General features: G+C 67.7%; 15 protein-coding genes. 11 read left to right on the top strand and 4 right to left on the bottom strand.

All coding sequences use genetic code 11. From position 1 onward, the window contains the following. Positions 1 to 26 precede the first annotated feature (26 nt). Positions 27 to 1,601, top strand: coding sequence for a bifunctional aminoglycoside phosphotransferase/ATP-binding protein (locus tag AC07PT_RS04050; RefSeq protein WP_494655853.1), 1,575 nt, complete (start codon positions 27 to 29; stop codon positions 1,599 to 1,601). Positions 1,602 to 1,618: 17 nt separating this feature from the next. Next, on the top strand, positions 1,619 to 2,011 hold the full coding sequence (locus AC07PT_RS04055; protein ID WP_492348622.1) for a hypothetical protein: 393 nt from the start codon (positions 1,619 to 1,621) through the stop codon (positions 2,009 to 2,011). Positions 2,012 to 2,042: 31 nt separating this feature from the next. Here the strand turns inward: AC07PT_RS04055 and AC07PT_RS04060 are convergent, their stop codons facing one another. Continuing rightward, positions 2,043 to 3,341: an MATE family efflux transporter gene (locus AC07PT_RS04060; RefSeq protein ID WP_492348643.1), complete on the bottom strand. Its 1,299-nt coding sequence runs from the start codon at positions 3,339 to 3,341 to the stop codon at positions 2,043 to 2,045. A 343-nt stretch (positions 3,342 to 3,684) separates the two neighbouring features. Here AC07PT_RS04060 and AC07PT_RS04065 point away from each other — a divergent pair, with 343 nt between their 5' ends. The 5 genes from AC07PT_RS04065 (at position 3,685) to AC07PT_RS04085 (ending at position 9,071) form a co-directional block, all read left to right on the top strand. Beyond that, the gene (locus AC07PT_RS04065; protein ID WP_494655854.1) at positions 3,685 to 5,223 is read left to right on the top strand and encodes an RNB domain-containing ribonuclease; all 1,539 of its coding nucleotides are present in this window, start codon (positions 3,685 to 3,687) and stop codon (positions 5,221 to 5,223) included. Positions 5,224 to 5,275: 52 nt separating this feature from the next. After that, positions 5,276 to 5,632 carry a zinc ribbon domain-containing protein YjdM gene (locus AC07PT_RS04070; protein ID WP_492348624.1) on the top strand — a complete coding sequence of 119 codons (357 nt, stop codon included), beginning with the start codon at positions 5,276 to 5,278 and terminating at the stop codon, positions 5,630 to 5,632. Positions 5,633 to 5,671: 39 nt separating this feature from the next. Next, the gene (locus tag AC07PT_RS04075) at positions 5,672 to 6,808 is read left to right on the top strand and encodes a 3-deoxy-7-phosphoheptulonate synthase (RefSeq protein ID WP_492348625.1); all 1,137 of its coding nucleotides are present in this window, start codon (positions 5,672 to 5,674) and stop codon (positions 6,806 to 6,808) included. 99 nt (positions 6,809 to 6,907) lie between these two features. Continuing rightward, positions 6,908 to 8,377 carry a sensor domain-containing diguanylate cyclase gene (locus AC07PT_RS04080; protein ID WP_494655855.1) on the top strand — a complete coding sequence of 490 codons (1,470 nt, stop codon included), beginning with the start codon at positions 6,908 to 6,910 and terminating at the stop codon, positions 8,375 to 8,377. Between the two features lie 73 nt (positions 8,378 to 8,450). Then, a complete protein-coding gene (locus AC07PT_RS04085; protein WP_494655856.1) occupies positions 8,451 to 9,071 on the top strand; it encodes a 3'-5' exonuclease in 621 nt (206 codons plus the stop codon). 6 nt (positions 9,072 to 9,077) lie between these two features. Here the strand turns inward: AC07PT_RS04085 and AC07PT_RS04090 are convergent, their stop codons facing one another. From AC07PT_RS04090 to AC07PT_RS04100, 3 genes are all read right to left on the bottom strand, one after another. After that, positions 9,078 to 10,058 carry a Bug family tripartite tricarboxylate transporter substrate binding protein gene (locus AC07PT_RS04090; protein ID WP_494655857.1) on the bottom strand — a complete coding sequence of 327 codons (981 nt, stop codon included), beginning with the start codon at positions 10,056 to 10,058 and terminating at the stop codon, positions 9,078 to 9,080. A gap of 83 nt (positions 10,059 to 10,141) precedes the next feature. Continuing rightward, positions 10,142 to 10,879, bottom strand: a complete 738-nt coding sequence (locus AC07PT_RS04095) for an SDR family NAD(P)-dependent oxidoreductase (protein WP_494655858.1) — start codon at positions 10,877 to 10,879, stop codon at positions 10,142 to 10,144. A gap of 14 nt (positions 10,880 to 10,893) precedes the next feature. Further along, the gene (locus AC07PT_RS04100; protein WP_494655859.1) at positions 10,894 to 11,739 is read right to left on the bottom strand and encodes an ureidoglycolate lyase; all 846 of its coding nucleotides are present in this window, start codon (positions 11,737 to 11,739) and stop codon (positions 10,894 to 10,896) included. A 92-nt stretch (positions 11,740 to 11,831) separates the two neighbouring features. On the opposite strand from AC07PT_RS04100, the gene AC07PT_RS04105 reads away from it, so the two are divergent. From AC07PT_RS04105 to AC07PT_RS04120, 4 genes are all read left to right on the top strand, one after another. Next, positions 11,832 to 12,791 (top strand): LysR family transcriptional regulator, encoded by a 960-nt coding sequence (locus AC07PT_RS04105; protein WP_492348631.1) that lies wholly within the window; start codon positions 11,832 to 11,834, stop codon positions 12,789 to 12,791. A gap of 65 nt (positions 12,792 to 12,856) precedes the next feature. Next, positions 12,857 to 13,432 carry an NnrU family protein gene (locus AC07PT_RS04110; RefSeq protein ID WP_494655860.1) on the top strand — a complete coding sequence of 192 codons (576 nt, stop codon included), beginning with the start codon at positions 12,857 to 12,859 and terminating at the stop codon, positions 13,430 to 13,432. Positions 13,433 to 13,445: 13 nt separating this feature from the next. After that, complete coding sequence (locus AC07PT_RS04115; protein WP_494655861.1) at positions 13,446 to 14,642, top strand: MFS transporter; 1,197 nt, start codon at positions 13,446 to 13,448, stop codon at positions 14,640 to 14,642. A gap of 172 nt (positions 14,643 to 14,814) precedes the next feature. Continuing rightward, on the top strand, positions 14,815 to 15,387 hold the full coding sequence (locus AC07PT_RS04120) for a DUF2239 family protein (protein WP_494655862.1): 573 nt from the start codon (positions 14,815 to 14,817) through the stop codon (positions 15,385 to 15,387). The last annotated feature ends 45 nt before the right edge of the window (positions 15,388 to 15,432 follow it).

The raw sequence follows: 15,432 nt of genomic DNA on the forward strand, positions 1-15,432 counted from the left end.
CGCGTGGTGCGGCACACTGGGGCCCCATGAACCCCAGCAAGCCCATCCTTCCCGGTGCGGACGCCGTGCTGATCCATGCCCTGCAGGCCGGGCTGCAGGCCAGCACCGGGCAGCCCGTGCGCCTGATCGAAACCCACATCTCATGGGTGCTGCTGGCAGGCCCCAGCGCCTACAAACTCAAGAAGCCGGTGCGGCTGCCCTTTGTGGACTTCAGCACGCTGGCGCTGCGCAGGCACTTCTGCGAAGAGGAGCAGCGCCTGAACCAGCGCCTGGCACCGCAGCTGTACCTCGGCGTGCAGGCCATCACCGGCACCCCCGAGGCCCCGGTGCTGGGCGGCGAGGGGCCCGCCATCGAGTACGCGGTGCACATGCGCCGCTTTGCCCCGGGTGCCCTGCTCAGCGAACGGCTGGCCGCCGGTTTGCTGCGCGCCGAAGAGCTGCAGGACCTGGCGCAGCGCCTGGGTTGCTTTCACCAGCAGGCGGCCGTGGCCCGCCCCGGGCAGGGCTGGGGCCAGGCACCCCAGATCGAACAGGTGGCGCTGCAGGTGCTGGCGCAGTTGCAGGCGCAGTTGCAGGCGGCCCTGGGCAAGGGTGAAGGCTCGGTGGCGGCACTTCGCCAGTGGCTCCAGGCCCAGGCCGGGGTGCTGGCCCCGGTCTGGCAGGCCCGGCTGGAACAGGGCTGGGTGCGCGAAGGCCATGGCGACCTGCACCTGAACAACTGTGTGCTGACCGATGAAGGCGCCACGGGTTTCGACTGCATCGAGTTCGACCCGGCCCTGCGCTGGATCGATGTGATGAACGACCTGGGCTTTCTGACCATGGACCTGCACGCCCACGGTCGCCCTGATCTGGCAGCCTGGGTGCTGGACCACTACCTGCAGCAGACTGGCGACCATGCAGGGCTGGCGGTGCTGCGTTTCTACGAGGTGGCGCGTGCTCTGGTGCGCGCCTTGGTGGCCACCCTGAGCCCACCGCAGTCGGGCGCGCCCGACTACCTGGCCTGCGCGCAACACCTGAGCCAGGGCCAGCCAGGCGGGCCACGCCTGCTGATCACGCTGGGCCTGTCGGGCTCGGGCAAATCCACGGTGGCGGCGCAATTGCTGCAAGCCACCGGGGCCGTGCGCCTGCGCTCGGACGTGGAGCGCAAGCGCTTGTTCGGCCTGCAGGCGCTGCAGCGTTCCGAGGCACTGGGGCTGTCGCTTTACACGCCTGAAGCCACACGCCGCACCTTTGACCGTCTGCTTGAGCAGGCCGACATGGCCTTGCGCGCGGGCTGGCCCGTGGTGGTGGATGCGGCCTTTTTGAGGCGCGGTGAACGCGACCGCTTCCAGGCCCTGGCCCGTTCGCTGGGCCGGCCTTTTGGAGTGCTGCACTGTCACTGCGACCCCGCGCTGATGCGCGCTCGCATCCAGGCGCGGCAGGCCCGCGGCGATGATGCCTCGGAGGCCACGCCCGAAGTGCTGCAAAGCCAGTTGAGGGGCCCCGGCGGGCCCGAGGCGGACGAGCTGCCCTGGGTGCTGTCGGTGGACACCACCGAGCCCCTGAGCCCGGCCGACATCGCCGCCCTGGCCCGGCGCTGGCTCGATCAGCGCTTTCATTGAACCAAGGACCTGCCACGATGGAATTTCTGTTCGAATTGGTGTTCGAGATCTTCGGCGAGGTGGTGCTGCAGGTGATGGGCGAACTGCTGGCGGAATGGGGCCTGCATCTGGTTCGCAAGCCCGAACGCCGGGCACCACCCCACCCGCTGGTGACCTTGCTGGGTTATGCCTTGCTGGGCCTGGCCGTGGGGGCCCTGAGCCTGCTGGTGCTGCCCCACTCGCTGCTGCCGGGCAAGGGCCTTCGCCTGGCGAATCTGGCACTGTCGCCCTTGTTGTCGGGTGGGATGCTGGCGTGGATCGGGCACTGGCGTGCCCAACGCGGCTCCCCGGTGCCCGTGCGCAACCGCTTCATGCAAGGGCTGGTGTTTGCCTTTGCCATGGCGGCAGTGCGCTACGTGGCCACGCTGTGAAGCACCAAGAGGGCCTGGGGCGCGGGGCCTTTCACACGAGCTTGCGGATCGGACGCCGCCGCCATACCAGCCGGTAGTACAGGCTCTGCAACAGCAGCATGGCGATGAAGGCCACGGGGTAGGCCACCCAAACGCCCTCCACGCCGATGTGGCGGCTCATGAGCACGGCCACAGGCACCTCGACCCCCAGGATGCAGAAGATCGAAATGGCGGTGGGCGCCAGCACCGAGCCACTGGCCCGCATCACGCCCGACAACACGCTGGCCATGCCAAAGATCACGCTGCTCCACAGCATGATGTGCAACAGGTTCTGGGCCAGCTCCAGCACCGGGGCGCTGGTGATGAAAAACCCGATCACGGCGCGCGAGAACAGATAGGCCACGGTGACCAGGGCCCCGGTGAGCACCAGGTTCATCAAGAGGCCCGTGCGCGCAATGTCGCCCAGGCGCTCGCTGCGCCCGGCCCCGATGGCCTGGGCGCCCAGGATGGAGGCCGTGATGGCGATCGAGATGGCCGGAAACTGCACATAGGCCACGATCTGGTTCACCGCACCATAGGCCGCCGTGGCGTCCGAGCCAAAGCCGTTGACCAGGGACAGCAGGGCCAGTTCGGCCAGCGAGATGACGATCATCTGCAGCCCCGTGGGCACACCGATGCGCAGCACCGTGGCCAGCAGTCGGGGCTCGATGCGCAGGTGGCGCAGCAAGGCGGCATCGGGTGCCAGGGGGTGCAGGCGGCGGCGCAGGTGCCAGCCCAGCCACAGCAGCGCGCAGGCCGTGGACAAGACCGAGGCCAGGGCACCACTGGCCACCCCCATGCGCGGCAGACCCGCCCAGCCCAGGATGAAGGCCGGCGTGAACACCAGGCCCAGCGCGGTGGACAGCAGCAGCGCCTTGAGTGGCGTGACGGTGTCGCTGACGCCCCGCAGCATCGCGGTGATCAGCAGGAAGAGGAACATCATCGGCATGTTGAGCAGCACGATGCGGGCATAGGCCGTGGCCTCGTCCAGGATGTTGGCTGGGGTGCCCAGGGCACGCATCAGCGCCGGGGTGAAACTGCCCCCCACCAGCGCCACGATCAGGCCCAGCAGCAGGGCCACGCACAAGGCCGTGCCGGCCACGGCCTTGACGCGCCCGGTGTCGCGGGCCCCCCAGGCCTGCCCAATCAGCACCGACGAGCCCGCCCCCAGGCCGATGATGAAGGACACGCAAAAGAAGGCCACCGGAAAAAAGCCCGACACCGCAGCCATGGCCTGCACGCCCAGGATCTGGCCGATGTAGATGTTGTTGATGGTGCCCGACAGGGCTTGCAGGATGTTGCTCAGCAACATGGGCCCGAGAAAGCTCAGGAACACCCGCCACAGGGGCTTGGCAGGGCCCGGTGCCGGTGCGCCAGGGTGGCGCGGCGCGGCGGGAGCGGAGGAGGGGGCGGAGGCGCTGCGGTGTGCGGTCATGTGCGGTCAGATCAGATGCGGTCGGGTCAGGTGCGGTCGGGTCAAGGACGGCAGCCGGAATGGGCACCGCTTGAAGCGCAAAACTCTAACAGCCCGAGTCGATCCAGCGCTGTCGCCCCCTGCACAGGGGGGCGTCGGTCCAGCCCATTCACCCGGTCGGCTTGCTGCAAAATGAGTTGTCTCCCCTTTTTGCCCGGGCTTGCCCCGGCCGCTGTGCCCCATGTCTGCTCCCTACGCCAACCGGCCCGGCCGCTACGCCGACCTGCAACGCATCGCCACTGCCAGCATGACCGAGCGGGGCCTGCAGCCCGAATTCTCGCCTGCCGTGCAGCACCAGGTCGACGCGATCCGGCAGGCCCCGGCGGCGCCTGATGAGGCCTTGCCCGATCTGCGCAACTTGCTGTGGTGCTCGATCGACAACGACGATTCGCGCGACCTGGATCAGCTCACCGTGGCCGAGGCCCTGCCCGACGGCGCCACCCGCGTGTGGGTGGCGATTGCCGATGTCGACAGCGTGGTGCCTCAAGGTTCGGCGATCGACGAGCATGCCTGTTTCAACACCACCTCGGTCTACACCTCGGCGCGGATTTTTCCGATGTTGCCCGAGGCCCTGTGTTATGACCTCACCTCGCTCAACCCCGAGGTGGACCGGCTGGCCCTGGTGACCGAGATGGTGATCCATGCCGATGCCAGCGTGCACGCTGCGCGCCTGTACCGGGCCCGGGTGCACAACCAGGCCAAGCTGGCCTATGACGCGGTGGCCGCCTGGCTGGAGGGCCAGGGCCCGCTGCCCGAGGCCGCAGCCCGCGTGAGCGGCATGGACCAGCAACTGCGCCTGCAGGACCAGGTGGCCCAGACCCTGCGCCAAGCCCGGCATGCCCAGGGCTCGCTGGCGCTGGAGACCTTCCAGCCGCGGGCCGTGTTTGACGGCGGGCAACTGGTGGGCATCGAGCAGCAGGTGCAGAACCGCGCGCGCCAGTTGATCGAAGAGCTGATGATCGCCACCAACACCTGCACCGCCCACTTCCTGGCGCGGCACAGCGGGCGCTCGCTGCGCCGGGTGGTGCGTTCGCCCGAGCGTTGGATGCGCATCGTGGAGGTGGCGGCCCAGTATGGCGAAACCTTGCCCGGCAGCCCCGACTCGCGCGCGCTGGAAGCCTTTCTGGCGCGGCGGCACGCGGCCGACCCGCTGCGTTTCCCCGACCTGTCGCTGGTCATCGTGAAGCTGATGGGCTCGGGCGAATACGTGGTCGAGCAGGCGGGCCAGCGTCCGCTGGGCCACTTCGGGCTGGCACTGCGCGACTACACCCACTCCACCGCGCCGAACCGGCGCTTTCCGGACCTGATCACGCAGCGCATGGTGAAGGCCGCGCTGGCCCAGCAGCCCATGCCTTACAGCGACGCCGAACTGCAGGCGCTGGCACAGCACTGCACCCGCCAGGAAGACGCCTCGCGCAAGGTGGAGCGCAAGCTGCGCAAGTGCGAGGCCGCGCTGTACCTGGAGCGCTTTGTGGGCCAATCGTTCGACGCGCTGGTGACTGGCACCGAGGCCTCGGCCACCTGGGTGCGTCTGCTGGCGCCCCCGGTGGAGGGGCGGCTGATCGGGCACCTGCCGCCGCTGCGCGTGGGCCAGCTGCTGCGCGTGGAGCTCAAACACACCGACGTGGAACGCGGGTTCATCGACTTTGCGCTGCTGGAACCCGTGCATTCCTCCACGGCCGATGCCCGGCCTCGCGCCAGGCCCCGTCACGGGCATTGAGGCTGGGGGCCTAAACTATCGGGCTTTCATTGCTTCCCCGGATCACCCTACCATGAGTACCACCCCGCCCGCCTGCCCCCAATGCGGGCTTGAGAACACCTACGCCGATGGCGATCAGTTCATCTGCCCCGATTGCGCCTTCGAGTGGCCGGCCCAGGCCGAAACCAGCGATGAAGACACCGCCCCGGGCGACGGCGTGATCCGTGACGCCAACGGCCAGCCGCTGGCCGACGGCGACGCCGTGCTGCTGATCAAGGACCTGAAGGTCAAGGGCAGCTCCACCGTGCTGAAAAAGGGCACCAAGGTCAAAAGCATCCGCCTGGTGCATGACAACGGCGACCACGATGTGGACTGCAAGACCGACCAGGGTCAGTTCATGCTGAAGTCGGTCTTCCTCAAGAAGGCCTGAGCCCCAGCCCGTCCTCCGAACAACCCCAACGCTGCCACCATGACTGCCCACGTTCGCGCTTCGACCGCCTCGGCCGACCACACCCACGACACCACCCGCATCGACGACACCCGCATCCGTGCGGTGCGCCCGCTGATCACGCCCGCCTTGCTGCAGGAATGGCTGCCCACGCCCGCCTCGGCCCAGGCTCTGGTGGAACACAGCCGCAGCGCCATCTCGCGCGTGCTGCACGGTGCAGACGACCGGCTGGTGGTGGTGGTGGGCCCGTGCTCGATCCACGACCACGCGCAGGCCATGGCCTACGCCCGCCAGCTCAAGCAACAGGCCGATGCGCTGGCCGACGACCTGCTGATCGTGATGCGGGTGTACTTCGAGAAGCCCCGCACCACGGTGGGCTGGAAGGGCTACATCAACGACCCGCACCTGGATGGCAGCTTTGCCATCAACGAAGGGCTGGAGCTGGCCCGCCAGTTGCTGCTTGACGTGCTGGAGGTGGGCCTGCCGGTGGGCACCGAGTTCCTGGACCTGCTGAGCCCGCAGTTCATCAGCGACCTGGTGAGCTGGGGCGCCATCGGCGCGCGCACCACCGAGAGCCAAAGCCACCGCCAGTTGGCCAGCGGGCTCAGTTGCCCGGTGGGCTTCAAGAATGGCACCGACGGCGGGGTGAAGGTGGCGGCCGATGCGATCCAGGCCGCCCAGGCCTCACATGCCTTCATGGGCATGACCAAGATGGGTCAGTCGGCCATCTTCGAGACCCGTGGCAACCAGGACTGCCACGTGATCCTGCGCGGCGGCAAGCAGCCCAATTACAGTGCCGCCGACGTGGACGCGGCCTGCGCCATGCTCAAGTCGGCCGGCCTGCGCGAACAGGTGATGATCGATGTGTCGCATGCCAACAGCAGCAAGCAGCACCGCCGCCAGATCGAGGTGGCTGCCGACGTGGCGCGCCAGATCGCGGCCGGCGATGTGCGCATCACCGGCCTGATGATCGAAAGCCACCTGGAAGAAGGGCGCCAGGACATCGTGCCCGGCCAACCGCTGCAGCACGGCGTCTCGGTGACCGATGCCTGCATCAGCATGGCCCAGACGCTGCCGGTGCTGCAAGGCCTGGCCGAAGCGGTGCGGGCGCGGCGCGCCAGCGCACGCAAGGCCCACGACGCAGGCACAGCCGCCTGAAACGACGCTGTGTAGCCCGTCAACCAGGCTTCACATGGCCCCGCTAAACTGCCAGAACCGCATTTTCCAGGGACGCCACCCGCGTCCGACCCCACGCCCATGAGCCTCCTGACACCGACCGCTGCCGCCACTGATTTCGAGAGCATCTTCGAGCTGGCGCCGGTGTCGCTGTGGCTGGAAGACTTCAGCCTGCTCAAGCGCTTTTTCGAGCGCCTGCGCGACCAGGGCGTGCAAGACCTGGCCGCGCACCTGGCACAACACCCCGAGCTGGTGGCCGAGGGCACGGGCTGCATCCAGGTGTTGCGGGTGAATGGCAAGACCCTGAGCCTGTTCGGTGCCACCGATACGACCCATCTGCTGGCCAACCTGGGCCAGGTGTTCCGCGACGACATGTTCCCGCAGGTGGTGGCCGAGTGGACGCAGCTGTGGAACGGCCAGCATGAGTTCGTGAACCAGACCGTCAACTACACGCTGGACGGGCGCCGCCTCGACGTGCTGGTACGGGCCCGCATCCTGCAGGGCCACGAGGCCGAATGGGACCGCGTGATGGTGTCGCTGGAAGACGTGACCGACACCACCCGCAACCTGCAGCGCCTGGCCAACAGCGAGCAGTACGCGCGCGATCTTTTCGAGCACTCGCCCGTGTCGCTGTGGGTGGAGGACTTCAGCGCCGTCAAGCAATTGCTGGACGAGGCGCGGCGCCAGGGCATCACCGACTTTCCCACCTTCATCCGGGTGCACCCCGAGTTTGTGACCCGTTGCATGCAGGAGATCCGGGTGGTGGACGTGAACCAGCTGACGCTGGACATGTTCGGTGCCCAGTCCAAGGGCGAACTGCTGAGCCGGCTCGACCAGCTGTTCCGCGGCGAGATGGTGGATTCGTTCTCCGACCAGTTGATCGACCTGTGGCAGAACAAGCTGGTGCAACACCGCGAAGTAGCCAACTACACGCTCAACGGCGACAAGCTGCACATCCACATGCAGTTCTCGGTGCTGGAAGGCCATGAGAACGACTGGAGCCTGGTGCTGGTGTCGCTGGTGGACATCACCGCCCGCAAGAAGGCTGAAGCCTACCTGGAGTACCTGGGCAAGCACGACGTGCTGACCCGGCTGCGCAACCGCGCCTTCTATGCCGACGAGCTCAATCGACTGGCCCGGCGCGGCCCCTGGCCCGTCAGCCTGCTGATCGTCGACCTCAACGGGCTCAAGCGGGTCAACGACGAAGAAGGCCATGCCGCCGGCGACACCATGTTGCGCCGCGCCGGTGAAGTGCTGGGCAAGGCGGTGGATGCACCGGCCTGTGCGGCCCGCATCGGGGGCGACGAATTTGCCCTGCTGCTGCCGGCCTCTGATGCACGGGCCGCAACCGCGGTGCAGGAGCGCATCCAGTCGCTGCTCGAGATGAACAACCAGTTCTACCCGGGCCAGCCATTGACCCTGTCGATGGGGACGGCCACCTGTCAGGAGGGCGAGTCGCTTGATGCTGCCGTGTCACGGGCCGACCAGGCCATGTATGCGGCCAAGGCGCGTTACTACCAGAGCCAGGACTCCGATCGACGCCGCGACTGAGCTGCGCTCGTTCTGCAGCCGTGCCACCCGGGTCGATGCGACCCCTGACTTCCTCTGTTTTCGGCCCCATCCCATGTCCACCATTGCTGTCATCGACTTCGAAACCACGGGCGTCTCGCCCGAGCAAGGCGCACGTGCCACCGAGGTGGCCATCGTGCTGCTGGAGCAGGGGCGGGTGGTGGACCGTTTCCAGAGCCTGATGAATGCGGGGGTGCGCATCCCGTCCTTCATCACCCAGCTCACCGGCATCACCAATGCCATGGTGGCCGCCGCGCCGCCGGCCGAGCAGGTGATGGGCGAAGCCAGCCGCTTTGTGGGCGACGCGCCCATGGTGGCGCACAACGCGGCCTTTGACCGCAAGTTCTGGGTGGCCGAGCTGGCTCGGGCCGGCCTGAGCGCGCCGCAAGCCTTTGCCTGCACGGTGCTGCTGTCACGCCGTCTGATCCCGCAGGCCCCGAGCCACAAGCTGGGCTCGCTGATCTCCTTTCTGGGCCTGCCGCCCGCCGGCCGCGCCCACCGGGCGCTGGCCGATGCCGAGATGGCCGCATCGCTGCTGGCCCACCTGCAGCAGCAACTGCAGCAGCGCTGGCAACTGCAGGCCGACCACGGCTTGCTGAGCACCCTTCAACGTTGCAGCAAGGCCGCGGTGCCCGGGTGGCTGGCGCAGCAACGCGAGCGCCACGCTGCACGCTGAGCTCACTCAGGCCTTCGGGATGTTGAGCTTGGGCACCAGGTCTTTGTAGAAGGCCCGGTCCTTGTCGATGGCGGCCTGGAAGCTGGGCCCATCGGCATAGGCCCAGCCCAGGTTGGCCTTGAGCAGAGCCTCACGGAACACCGTGTCATCGGCGGCCTTGCGGGCCACGTCAGCCCACAGGTCGGCCAGGTCCTGCGGCAGGGCCTTGGGCGCCCCCAAGCCGCGCCAGACCTGCACCGACAGGTCCACCCCGCGTTCCTTGAGGGTGGGCACTTTCTCGAACAATGCCGAACCCAGGCGCTGCTCAGCCATCACGGCCAGCGTGCGCATCTTGCCGGCCGCCACATGCTGGGCTACCTCGCCCGGGCTGACCGTGAGCGCATCGACATGCCCCCCGAGCAAGGCCACGGCGGCCGGGGCCGCGCCCAGGAAGGGCACGTGGTTGAAAGCGATGCCGGTCTTGTCGCCGAGTGCGGCAGCCGCCATGTGCCAGATCGAACCCACTCCTGCGTTGCCGATGGCTACCGGGTCTTTGCGGCGACGTGCGTCAGCCAGGAACTCGTCCACGTTCTGCCAGGGGGCGTCGGCGCGCACGGTGATGGCCGACGGGTCGGCATTCAGGCGGGCGATGGGGCGCAGGTCGGAGGCCGTGTGCTTGGTGATGCCCAGGTTGGGGATGATGGTGAGCTCACAGATGATGATGCCCAGCTTGTAGCCGTCGGGCTTGGCATTGATGAGTTCGGCGGTGCCGATGGCGCCGCTGGCCCCGGGCTTGTTGGTGACCACCACAGGTTGTTGCGGCAGGTACTTCTTGACCGCCTCGGCAAAGGCGCGGCCCACCAGATCAGTGCCTCCGCCGGCCGCCACAGGCACGATCAGCTCGATCGGTCTCGAAGGGTAGTCGCTGGCGGCGCGGGCCGACGAGAAAGGGCCTGCGATGCCCAGGGCACAGCTGGCGGCCAGAAAGCCGCGGCGAGGGATGGTCATGGTGTTGTCTCCTGTTGTCATGGCTGGAATCAGCGGGGGCGCGCCGGGCGGGGCCGGTCTCGATGTCTCAAGGTCTCAAGGTCTCAATAGGTGGCGCGGCCGCCTGACAGATCGAACACGGCACCGGTGGTGAACGAGTTCTCGGCCGTCAGCAGCCAGGCCACCATGGCGGCAATCTCATCCACCTCGACGAAGCGGCCGCGCGGGATCTTGGACAGCATGTAATCGATGTGCTGCTGCGACATCTGCTCGAAGATTCGGGTGCGCGCGGCGGCCGGTGTGATGGCATTGACCGCGATGTTGTACTGCGCCGTTTCCTTGCCCAGGCTCTTGGTGAGGGCGATCACCCCCGCCTTGGAGGCACTGTAAGCCGCCGCGTTGGGGTTGCCCTCCTTGCCCGCGATCGAGGCGATGTTGACGATGCGGCCGTAGTTGCGCCGGATCATGCCCGCCACCACCGCCCGGTTGACATGGAAGGTGCCGTTGAGATTGACATCGAGCACGCGCAACCACTCGGCCGTGGGGTAATCCACCAAGGGGGCATTGGCCCCCGCGATGCCGGCGCTGTGCACCAGCAGGGCCACGGGGCCGCATCGGGCCTCGGTCTCGCTCAGGGCCGCCTCGACATCGGCCGGATCGGTGATGTTGGCCTGCACCCGGTGCACGGGCAGATGGGCCTGCGCGGCCAGCGCCGAGGCATCGGCATCCCACAGGCTGACCCGGGCGCCACCGGCCAGCAGGCGCTGGGCAACAGCCAGGCCGATGCCCTGGGCGCCGCCCGTGATGACAGCGGTGCGGCCTTCAAATTCTTGCTGGTTCATGGTGTCGGCTCCTTTCAGGCGGCCACGGTGCGTTGTTGTTGTTCACCCAGGCCTTCGATGCCCAGGCGCAGGGTCTGTCCAGGGCGCAGGTAGACCGGCTCGGGCTTGCAGCCCATGCCGACGCCGGGTGGGGTGCCGGTCGAGATCACGTCACCGGGGTACAGGGTCATGAAGCGGCTCAGGTAAGCCACCAGCTGGGGCACCTTGAAGACCATGGTGCGGGTGTTGCCGTCCTGGTAGCGCTGGCCATCCACCTCCAGCCACAGGTGCAGCGCATGCGGGTCGGGCACCTCGTCGGCGGTGACCAGCCAGGGCCCGGTGGGGCCGAAGGTGTCGCAGCCCTTGCCTTTGTCCCAGGTGCCGCCACGCTCCAGTTGGTAGCTGCGCTCCGACACGTCATTGACCACGCAGTAGCCAGCCACGTAGGCCATGGCCTCGGCCTCTTCCACGTAGCTGGCGACACGGCCGATGACCACCCCCAGCTCGACCTCCCAATCGGTTTTCAGCGATCCACGCGGGATGCGCACATCATCGTTCGGCCCCACCACGGCCGAGGTCCATTTGTTGAACACCACGGGCTCGGTGGGCACGGGCATGCCCGATTCGGCCGCGTGATCGGCATAGTTCAGACCGATGCAGATGAACTTGCCGATGCGCCCCACGCAAGGCCCCAGGCGAGGCGTACCGGCCACAAGAGGCAGGCTGAAGGGGTCGATGGCGCGCAGCCGATCGAGGGTGTTGGGGTCGAGGGTGCTGCCCTCGATGTCAACCACCTGGGCCGACAGATCCCTGAGTTGGCCAGCCCCATCCAGCAGGCCGGGTTTCTCCTGGCCCGGGGGGCCATAGCGAAGCAGTTTCATGCCTTGTCTCCTTGTGCTGCGGGATTCTGGGAGGGCCCCGCCATGCTGCATAGTGAGAGCTTTTGATCTGGCAATAACCTTTTGGAATCCCCATGGTCCCCAGCCTCACCTCGATCACCTCTCGCCTGCGCTTTCGCCAACTCACCCTGCTGGTGGCGCTCGACGAAGCGGGCTCGCTGCACCGGGCGGCCGATCGCCTGGGCATGACGCAGCCGGGGCTGACCAAGGCCTTGCGCGAGATCGAGTCGACCTTCGGCATGGCTTTGTTCGAGCGCTCACCCAAGGGCGTGCTGGCCAACGAATTGGGGCGCTGCATCATCCGTTACGCCCGCGTGATCTCGTCCGACCTGGACCACCTGCGCGAAGAGATCGACGGGGTGCTGCGGGGCAGTGGCGGCCGGGTGGCCGTGGGCACCATCACCGGCGCGCTGCACTCGGTGCTGATCGGTGCGCTGGCCCAGTTGCGCGAGACCCAGCCGGCCTTGTCGATCGAGGTGCGCGAAGGCATCAGCAGCGAGCTGCTGAACCTGCTCAACGAGGGGCGGCTGGACCTGGCCATCTGCCGCACCACGGTGGCCAAACAGGCCGACCAGTTCGACTACGAAGCCTTGCAGGATGAGAGCGTGGCCGTGGCCGTCGGACCGCGCCACGCCCTGGCCAAGGCCCGACGGGTGACGCTGGCCCAACTGGCCTCGTGCCGCTGGATTCTCTACCCCGGCAACATGCCCCTGCGCACCCTGCTGGAGCGCGAGTTCCGCGAGGCGGGCCTGGGGCTGCCCCCCTATCCGATCGAGACAGCCTCATCGCTGGCCACCATGCTGATGCTCAAGCAGGACCCGACCCTGGTGGCCTTGATGGCCGAGGGCACCATGGCCTTTTGCGAAGAGCACCGGATCGCACGCCGACTGCCGCTGGCGATCCGCTCACGCCATGAGGCCTACGGCATCGTCACCCGCCGCGGCGCACGGCTGTCCCCGGCAGCCAGTCTGCTGGTGCAGTGTCTGCGCGACGCGGCCACCCCAGGCAAAGGAGTCGACCTTGTACACACCTGACATGCAAAGCCGCGCCAGGGCACCCATAATCAGCCAGTCGCCGGGTGGCGTGAGGAGGTGAATCCATGACATGGTTGGTGTTGGGCTTGATCTTGTTCCTGGGCGTCCATTCGGTGCGCATCGTGGCCGAAAGCTGGCGCACGCGCACGCGACTGGGTGAGGGCGCCTGGAAAGGCCTTTACTCACTGCTGTCGCTGCTGGGCTTTGCCTTGATCGTGTGGGGCTACGGCCTGGCACGGCAAAGCCCTGTGGTGCTGTGGGTCCCCCCGGTGGCCACTCGCCATGGCGCGGCCTTGCTGATGCTGATCTCGTTCGTGTTGCTGGCTGCGGCCTATGTGCCCCACAACGGATTCAAGGCCCGCTTGCACCACCCCATGGTGCTGGCGGTGAAGGTGTGGGCGCTGGCACACCTGCTGGCCAATGGCAACCTGGCCGACGGGCTGCTGTTCGGCAGCTTTCTGGCCTGGGCCGTGCTGGATTTCCGCAGCGCCCGACAACGCGACCGGGCCCTGGGCACGGTCTACCCCGCAGCCCACAGTGGCAGCACCGCCATGACGGTGCTGGCCGGACTGCTGGCCTGGGCGGCCTTTGCCTTCTGGGGCCACCAGTGGCTGATCGGCGTGTCGCCCCTGGGCCTCTGACACCGCCCAGACCATGAGCGCCAATCCAACATCGCCTGCCAGCGGACTGCGCCACATCCCGGCAGGCATCTGGACCCTGGGCTTCGTGAGCCTGCTGATGGACATTTCGTCCGAGATGATCCACAGCCTGCTGCCCATGTTCATGGTGGGCACGCTGGGCATGAGCATGGCCACGGTCGGCCTGATCGAGGGCTTGGCCGAGGCCACGGCACTGATCGTGAAAGTGTTCTCGGGCGTGCTCAGCGATTACTGGGGCCGACGCAAATCGCTGGCCGTGCTGGGCTATGGCCTGGGGGCCTTGAGCAAGCCGCTGTTCGCCCTTACCGGCGGCGCCAGCCTGATCGTGACAGCCCGCCTGCTGGACCGCGTGGGCAAGGGCATCCGCGGGGCCCCGCGCGATGCGCTGGTGGCCGACATCGCACCGGCCCATCTGCGCGGCGCGGCCTTTGGCCTGCGCCAGTCGCTCGACACCGTGGGGGCCTTTGCCGGCCCGCTGATCGCTGCCGGCCTGATGCTGCTCTGGGCCAATGATTTCCGCGCCGTGTTCTGGGTGGCCACGGTGCCGGCCTGGCTGGCGGTAGCCTTGCTGGTACTGGGCTTGAAGGAACCCGCGCGGCCTGCTAGTACACCCCGCGAAAATCCGATCCAGCGCGCCAAGCTGCGCCGGCTGCCGGCAGCCTACTGGTGGGTAGTTTCTTTGGGTGCACTGTTCACGCTGGCCCGCTTCAGCGAAGCGTTTCTGGTGCTGCGCGCCCAACAAAGCGGCATCGCCATGGCCCTGGTGCCGCTGGTGATGGTGGCCATGAACGGGGTGTATTCGCTGCTGGCCTACCCCTTCGGCAAACTGTCGGATCGCATCGGGCACCGTGGCCTGCTGGCCGCCGGGGTGCTGGTGCTGCTGCTGGCCGACCTGTTGCTGGCCACCGAGGCCGGGCCCGCCGGCCTGCTGGCCGGCGTGGCGCTGTGGGGGGTGCACATGGCCCTGACACAAGGCCTGCTGGCGGCCATGGTGGCCGACACGGCACCAGATGACCTGCGGGGCACGGCCTTCGGCTTCTTCAACCTGGTCAGCGGCCTGGCCATGCTGCTGGCCAGCACGGTGGCCGGCCTGCTGTGGGACAGCCAGGGCCCGGCCACGACTTTTGTGGCCGGCGCCGTGTTCTGCGGCCTCTCTCTGCTGGCCTTGATGTGGCCACGAGGCCAGCGCTGAAGCGGGCATCGACGCAGCCGACTCAAGCCCCGCATTCAGGCGGAGTCTGCAGCCGTTGCAACACGGACTGGTGCAGGCACAAACGGGCACGTGACGGGTCCTCAAGTCAGACCGTTTTATTTTTACCCGGGTATTATTGACCTGCGAATTTGATCCGGGTAAAATTTTCGACATGAACCAGCCCACGCCACTCACCTACACAGCCTTCCTCGAGGGACGGCGCCTCGCCAAGGGTCCTTTGCATGAGGTCGCCGTGGCCGTGCTGCGGGCCCAGCAGGCGCAACCCCAGAGGTATCCACTGGTCTTCAGCGATGCCAGTGGTCGGTCGGCTGACTTGGACTTGCGTGGCGGCGAGGAAGCCGTTGCGGCACGCTACACCGAGGTGCTGCCAACCCCGGCGCCCAAGGGCCGCGGCCGCCCCAAGCTCGGTGTGGTCGCGCGAGAAGTGACATTGCTACCGGAACACTGGGACTGGTTGGCCGCGCAACCGGGCGGGGCCTCCGTGGTCTTGCGCAAGCTTGTGCATGAAGCGCGGCGCAACGACGGCGACAAGAGCCGGACGCGCCAGGCGCGCGACCGCGCGTATCACGCCATGTCTACGCTGGCCGGCCATCTCGCGGGCTTCGAGGAAGCATCGCGGGCACTGTTCGCCGGCGACCACGAGCGGCTGGTGGCGCAGATGGCCGCTTGGCCGGAAGACGTGCAGACCTACGTGTTAGATCTCGCCGAACCTGCACCCGGCTGAGCCGGACTTCCTTCTTTTTTTGAAATCAGCGCGCGGCTCCGGGCT

Source organism: Curvibacter sp. GW821-FHT09D12, assembly GCF_059416245.1.

What these genes read in the sequence shown, in the direction of transcription:
- AC07PT_RS04055 (WP_492348622.1), top strand. Translation starts at nt 1,619, where the DNA reads ATGGAATTTCTGTTCGAATTGGTGTTCGAGATCTTCGGCGAGGTGGTG.
- AC07PT_RS04075 (WP_492348625.1), top strand. Translation starts at nt 5,672, where the DNA reads ATGACTGCCCACGTTCGCGCTTCGACCGCCTCGGCCGACCACACCCAC.
- AC07PT_RS04095 (WP_494655858.1), bottom strand. Translation starts at nt 10,879, where the DNA reads ATGAACCAGCAAGAATTTGAAGGCCGCACCGCTGTCATCACGGGCGGC.
- AC07PT_RS04110 (WP_494655860.1), top strand. Translation starts at nt 12,857, where the DNA reads ATGACATGGTTGGTGTTGGGCTTGATCTTGTTCCTGGGCGTCCATTCG.
- AC07PT_RS04090 (WP_494655857.1), bottom strand. Translation starts at nt 10,058, where the DNA reads ATGACCATCCCTCGCCGCGGCTTTCTGGCCGCCAGCTGTGCCCTGGGC.
- AC07PT_RS04120 (WP_494655862.1), top strand. Translation starts at nt 14,815, where the DNA reads ATGAACCAGCCCACGCCACTCACCTACACAGCCTTCCTCGAGGGACGG.
- AC07PT_RS04105 (WP_492348631.1), top strand. Translation starts at nt 11,832, where the DNA reads ATGGTCCCCAGCCTCACCTCGATCACCTCTCGCCTGCGCTTTCGCCAA.
- AC07PT_RS04070 (WP_492348624.1), top strand. Translation starts at nt 5,276, where the DNA reads ATGAGTACCACCCCGCCCGCCTGCCCCCAATGCGGGCTTGAGAACACC.
- AC07PT_RS04050 (WP_494655853.1), top strand. Translation starts at nt 27, where the DNA reads ATGAACCCCAGCAAGCCCATCCTTCCCGGTGCGGACGCCGTGCTGATC.
- AC07PT_RS04060 (WP_492348643.1), bottom strand. Translation starts at nt 3,341, where the DNA reads ATGTTGCTGAGCAACATCCTGCAAGCCCTGTCGGGCACCATCAACAAC.
- AC07PT_RS04115 (WP_494655861.1), top strand. Translation starts at nt 13,446, where the DNA reads ATGAGCGCCAATCCAACATCGCCTGCCAGCGGACTGCGCCACATCCCG.
- AC07PT_RS04085 (WP_494655856.1), top strand. Translation starts at nt 8,451, where the DNA reads ATGTCCACCATTGCTGTCATCGACTTCGAAACCACGGGCGTCTCGCCC.
- AC07PT_RS04080 (WP_494655855.1), top strand. Translation starts at nt 6,908, where the DNA reads ATGAGCCTCCTGACACCGACCGCTGCCGCCACTGATTTCGAGAGCATC.
- AC07PT_RS04065 (WP_494655854.1), top strand. Translation starts at nt 3,685, where the DNA reads ATGTCTGCTCCCTACGCCAACCGGCCCGGCCGCTACGCCGACCTGCAA.
- AC07PT_RS04100 (WP_494655859.1), bottom strand. Translation starts at nt 11,739, where the DNA reads ATGAAACTGCTTCGCTATGGCCCCCCGGGCCAGGAGAAACCCGGCCTG.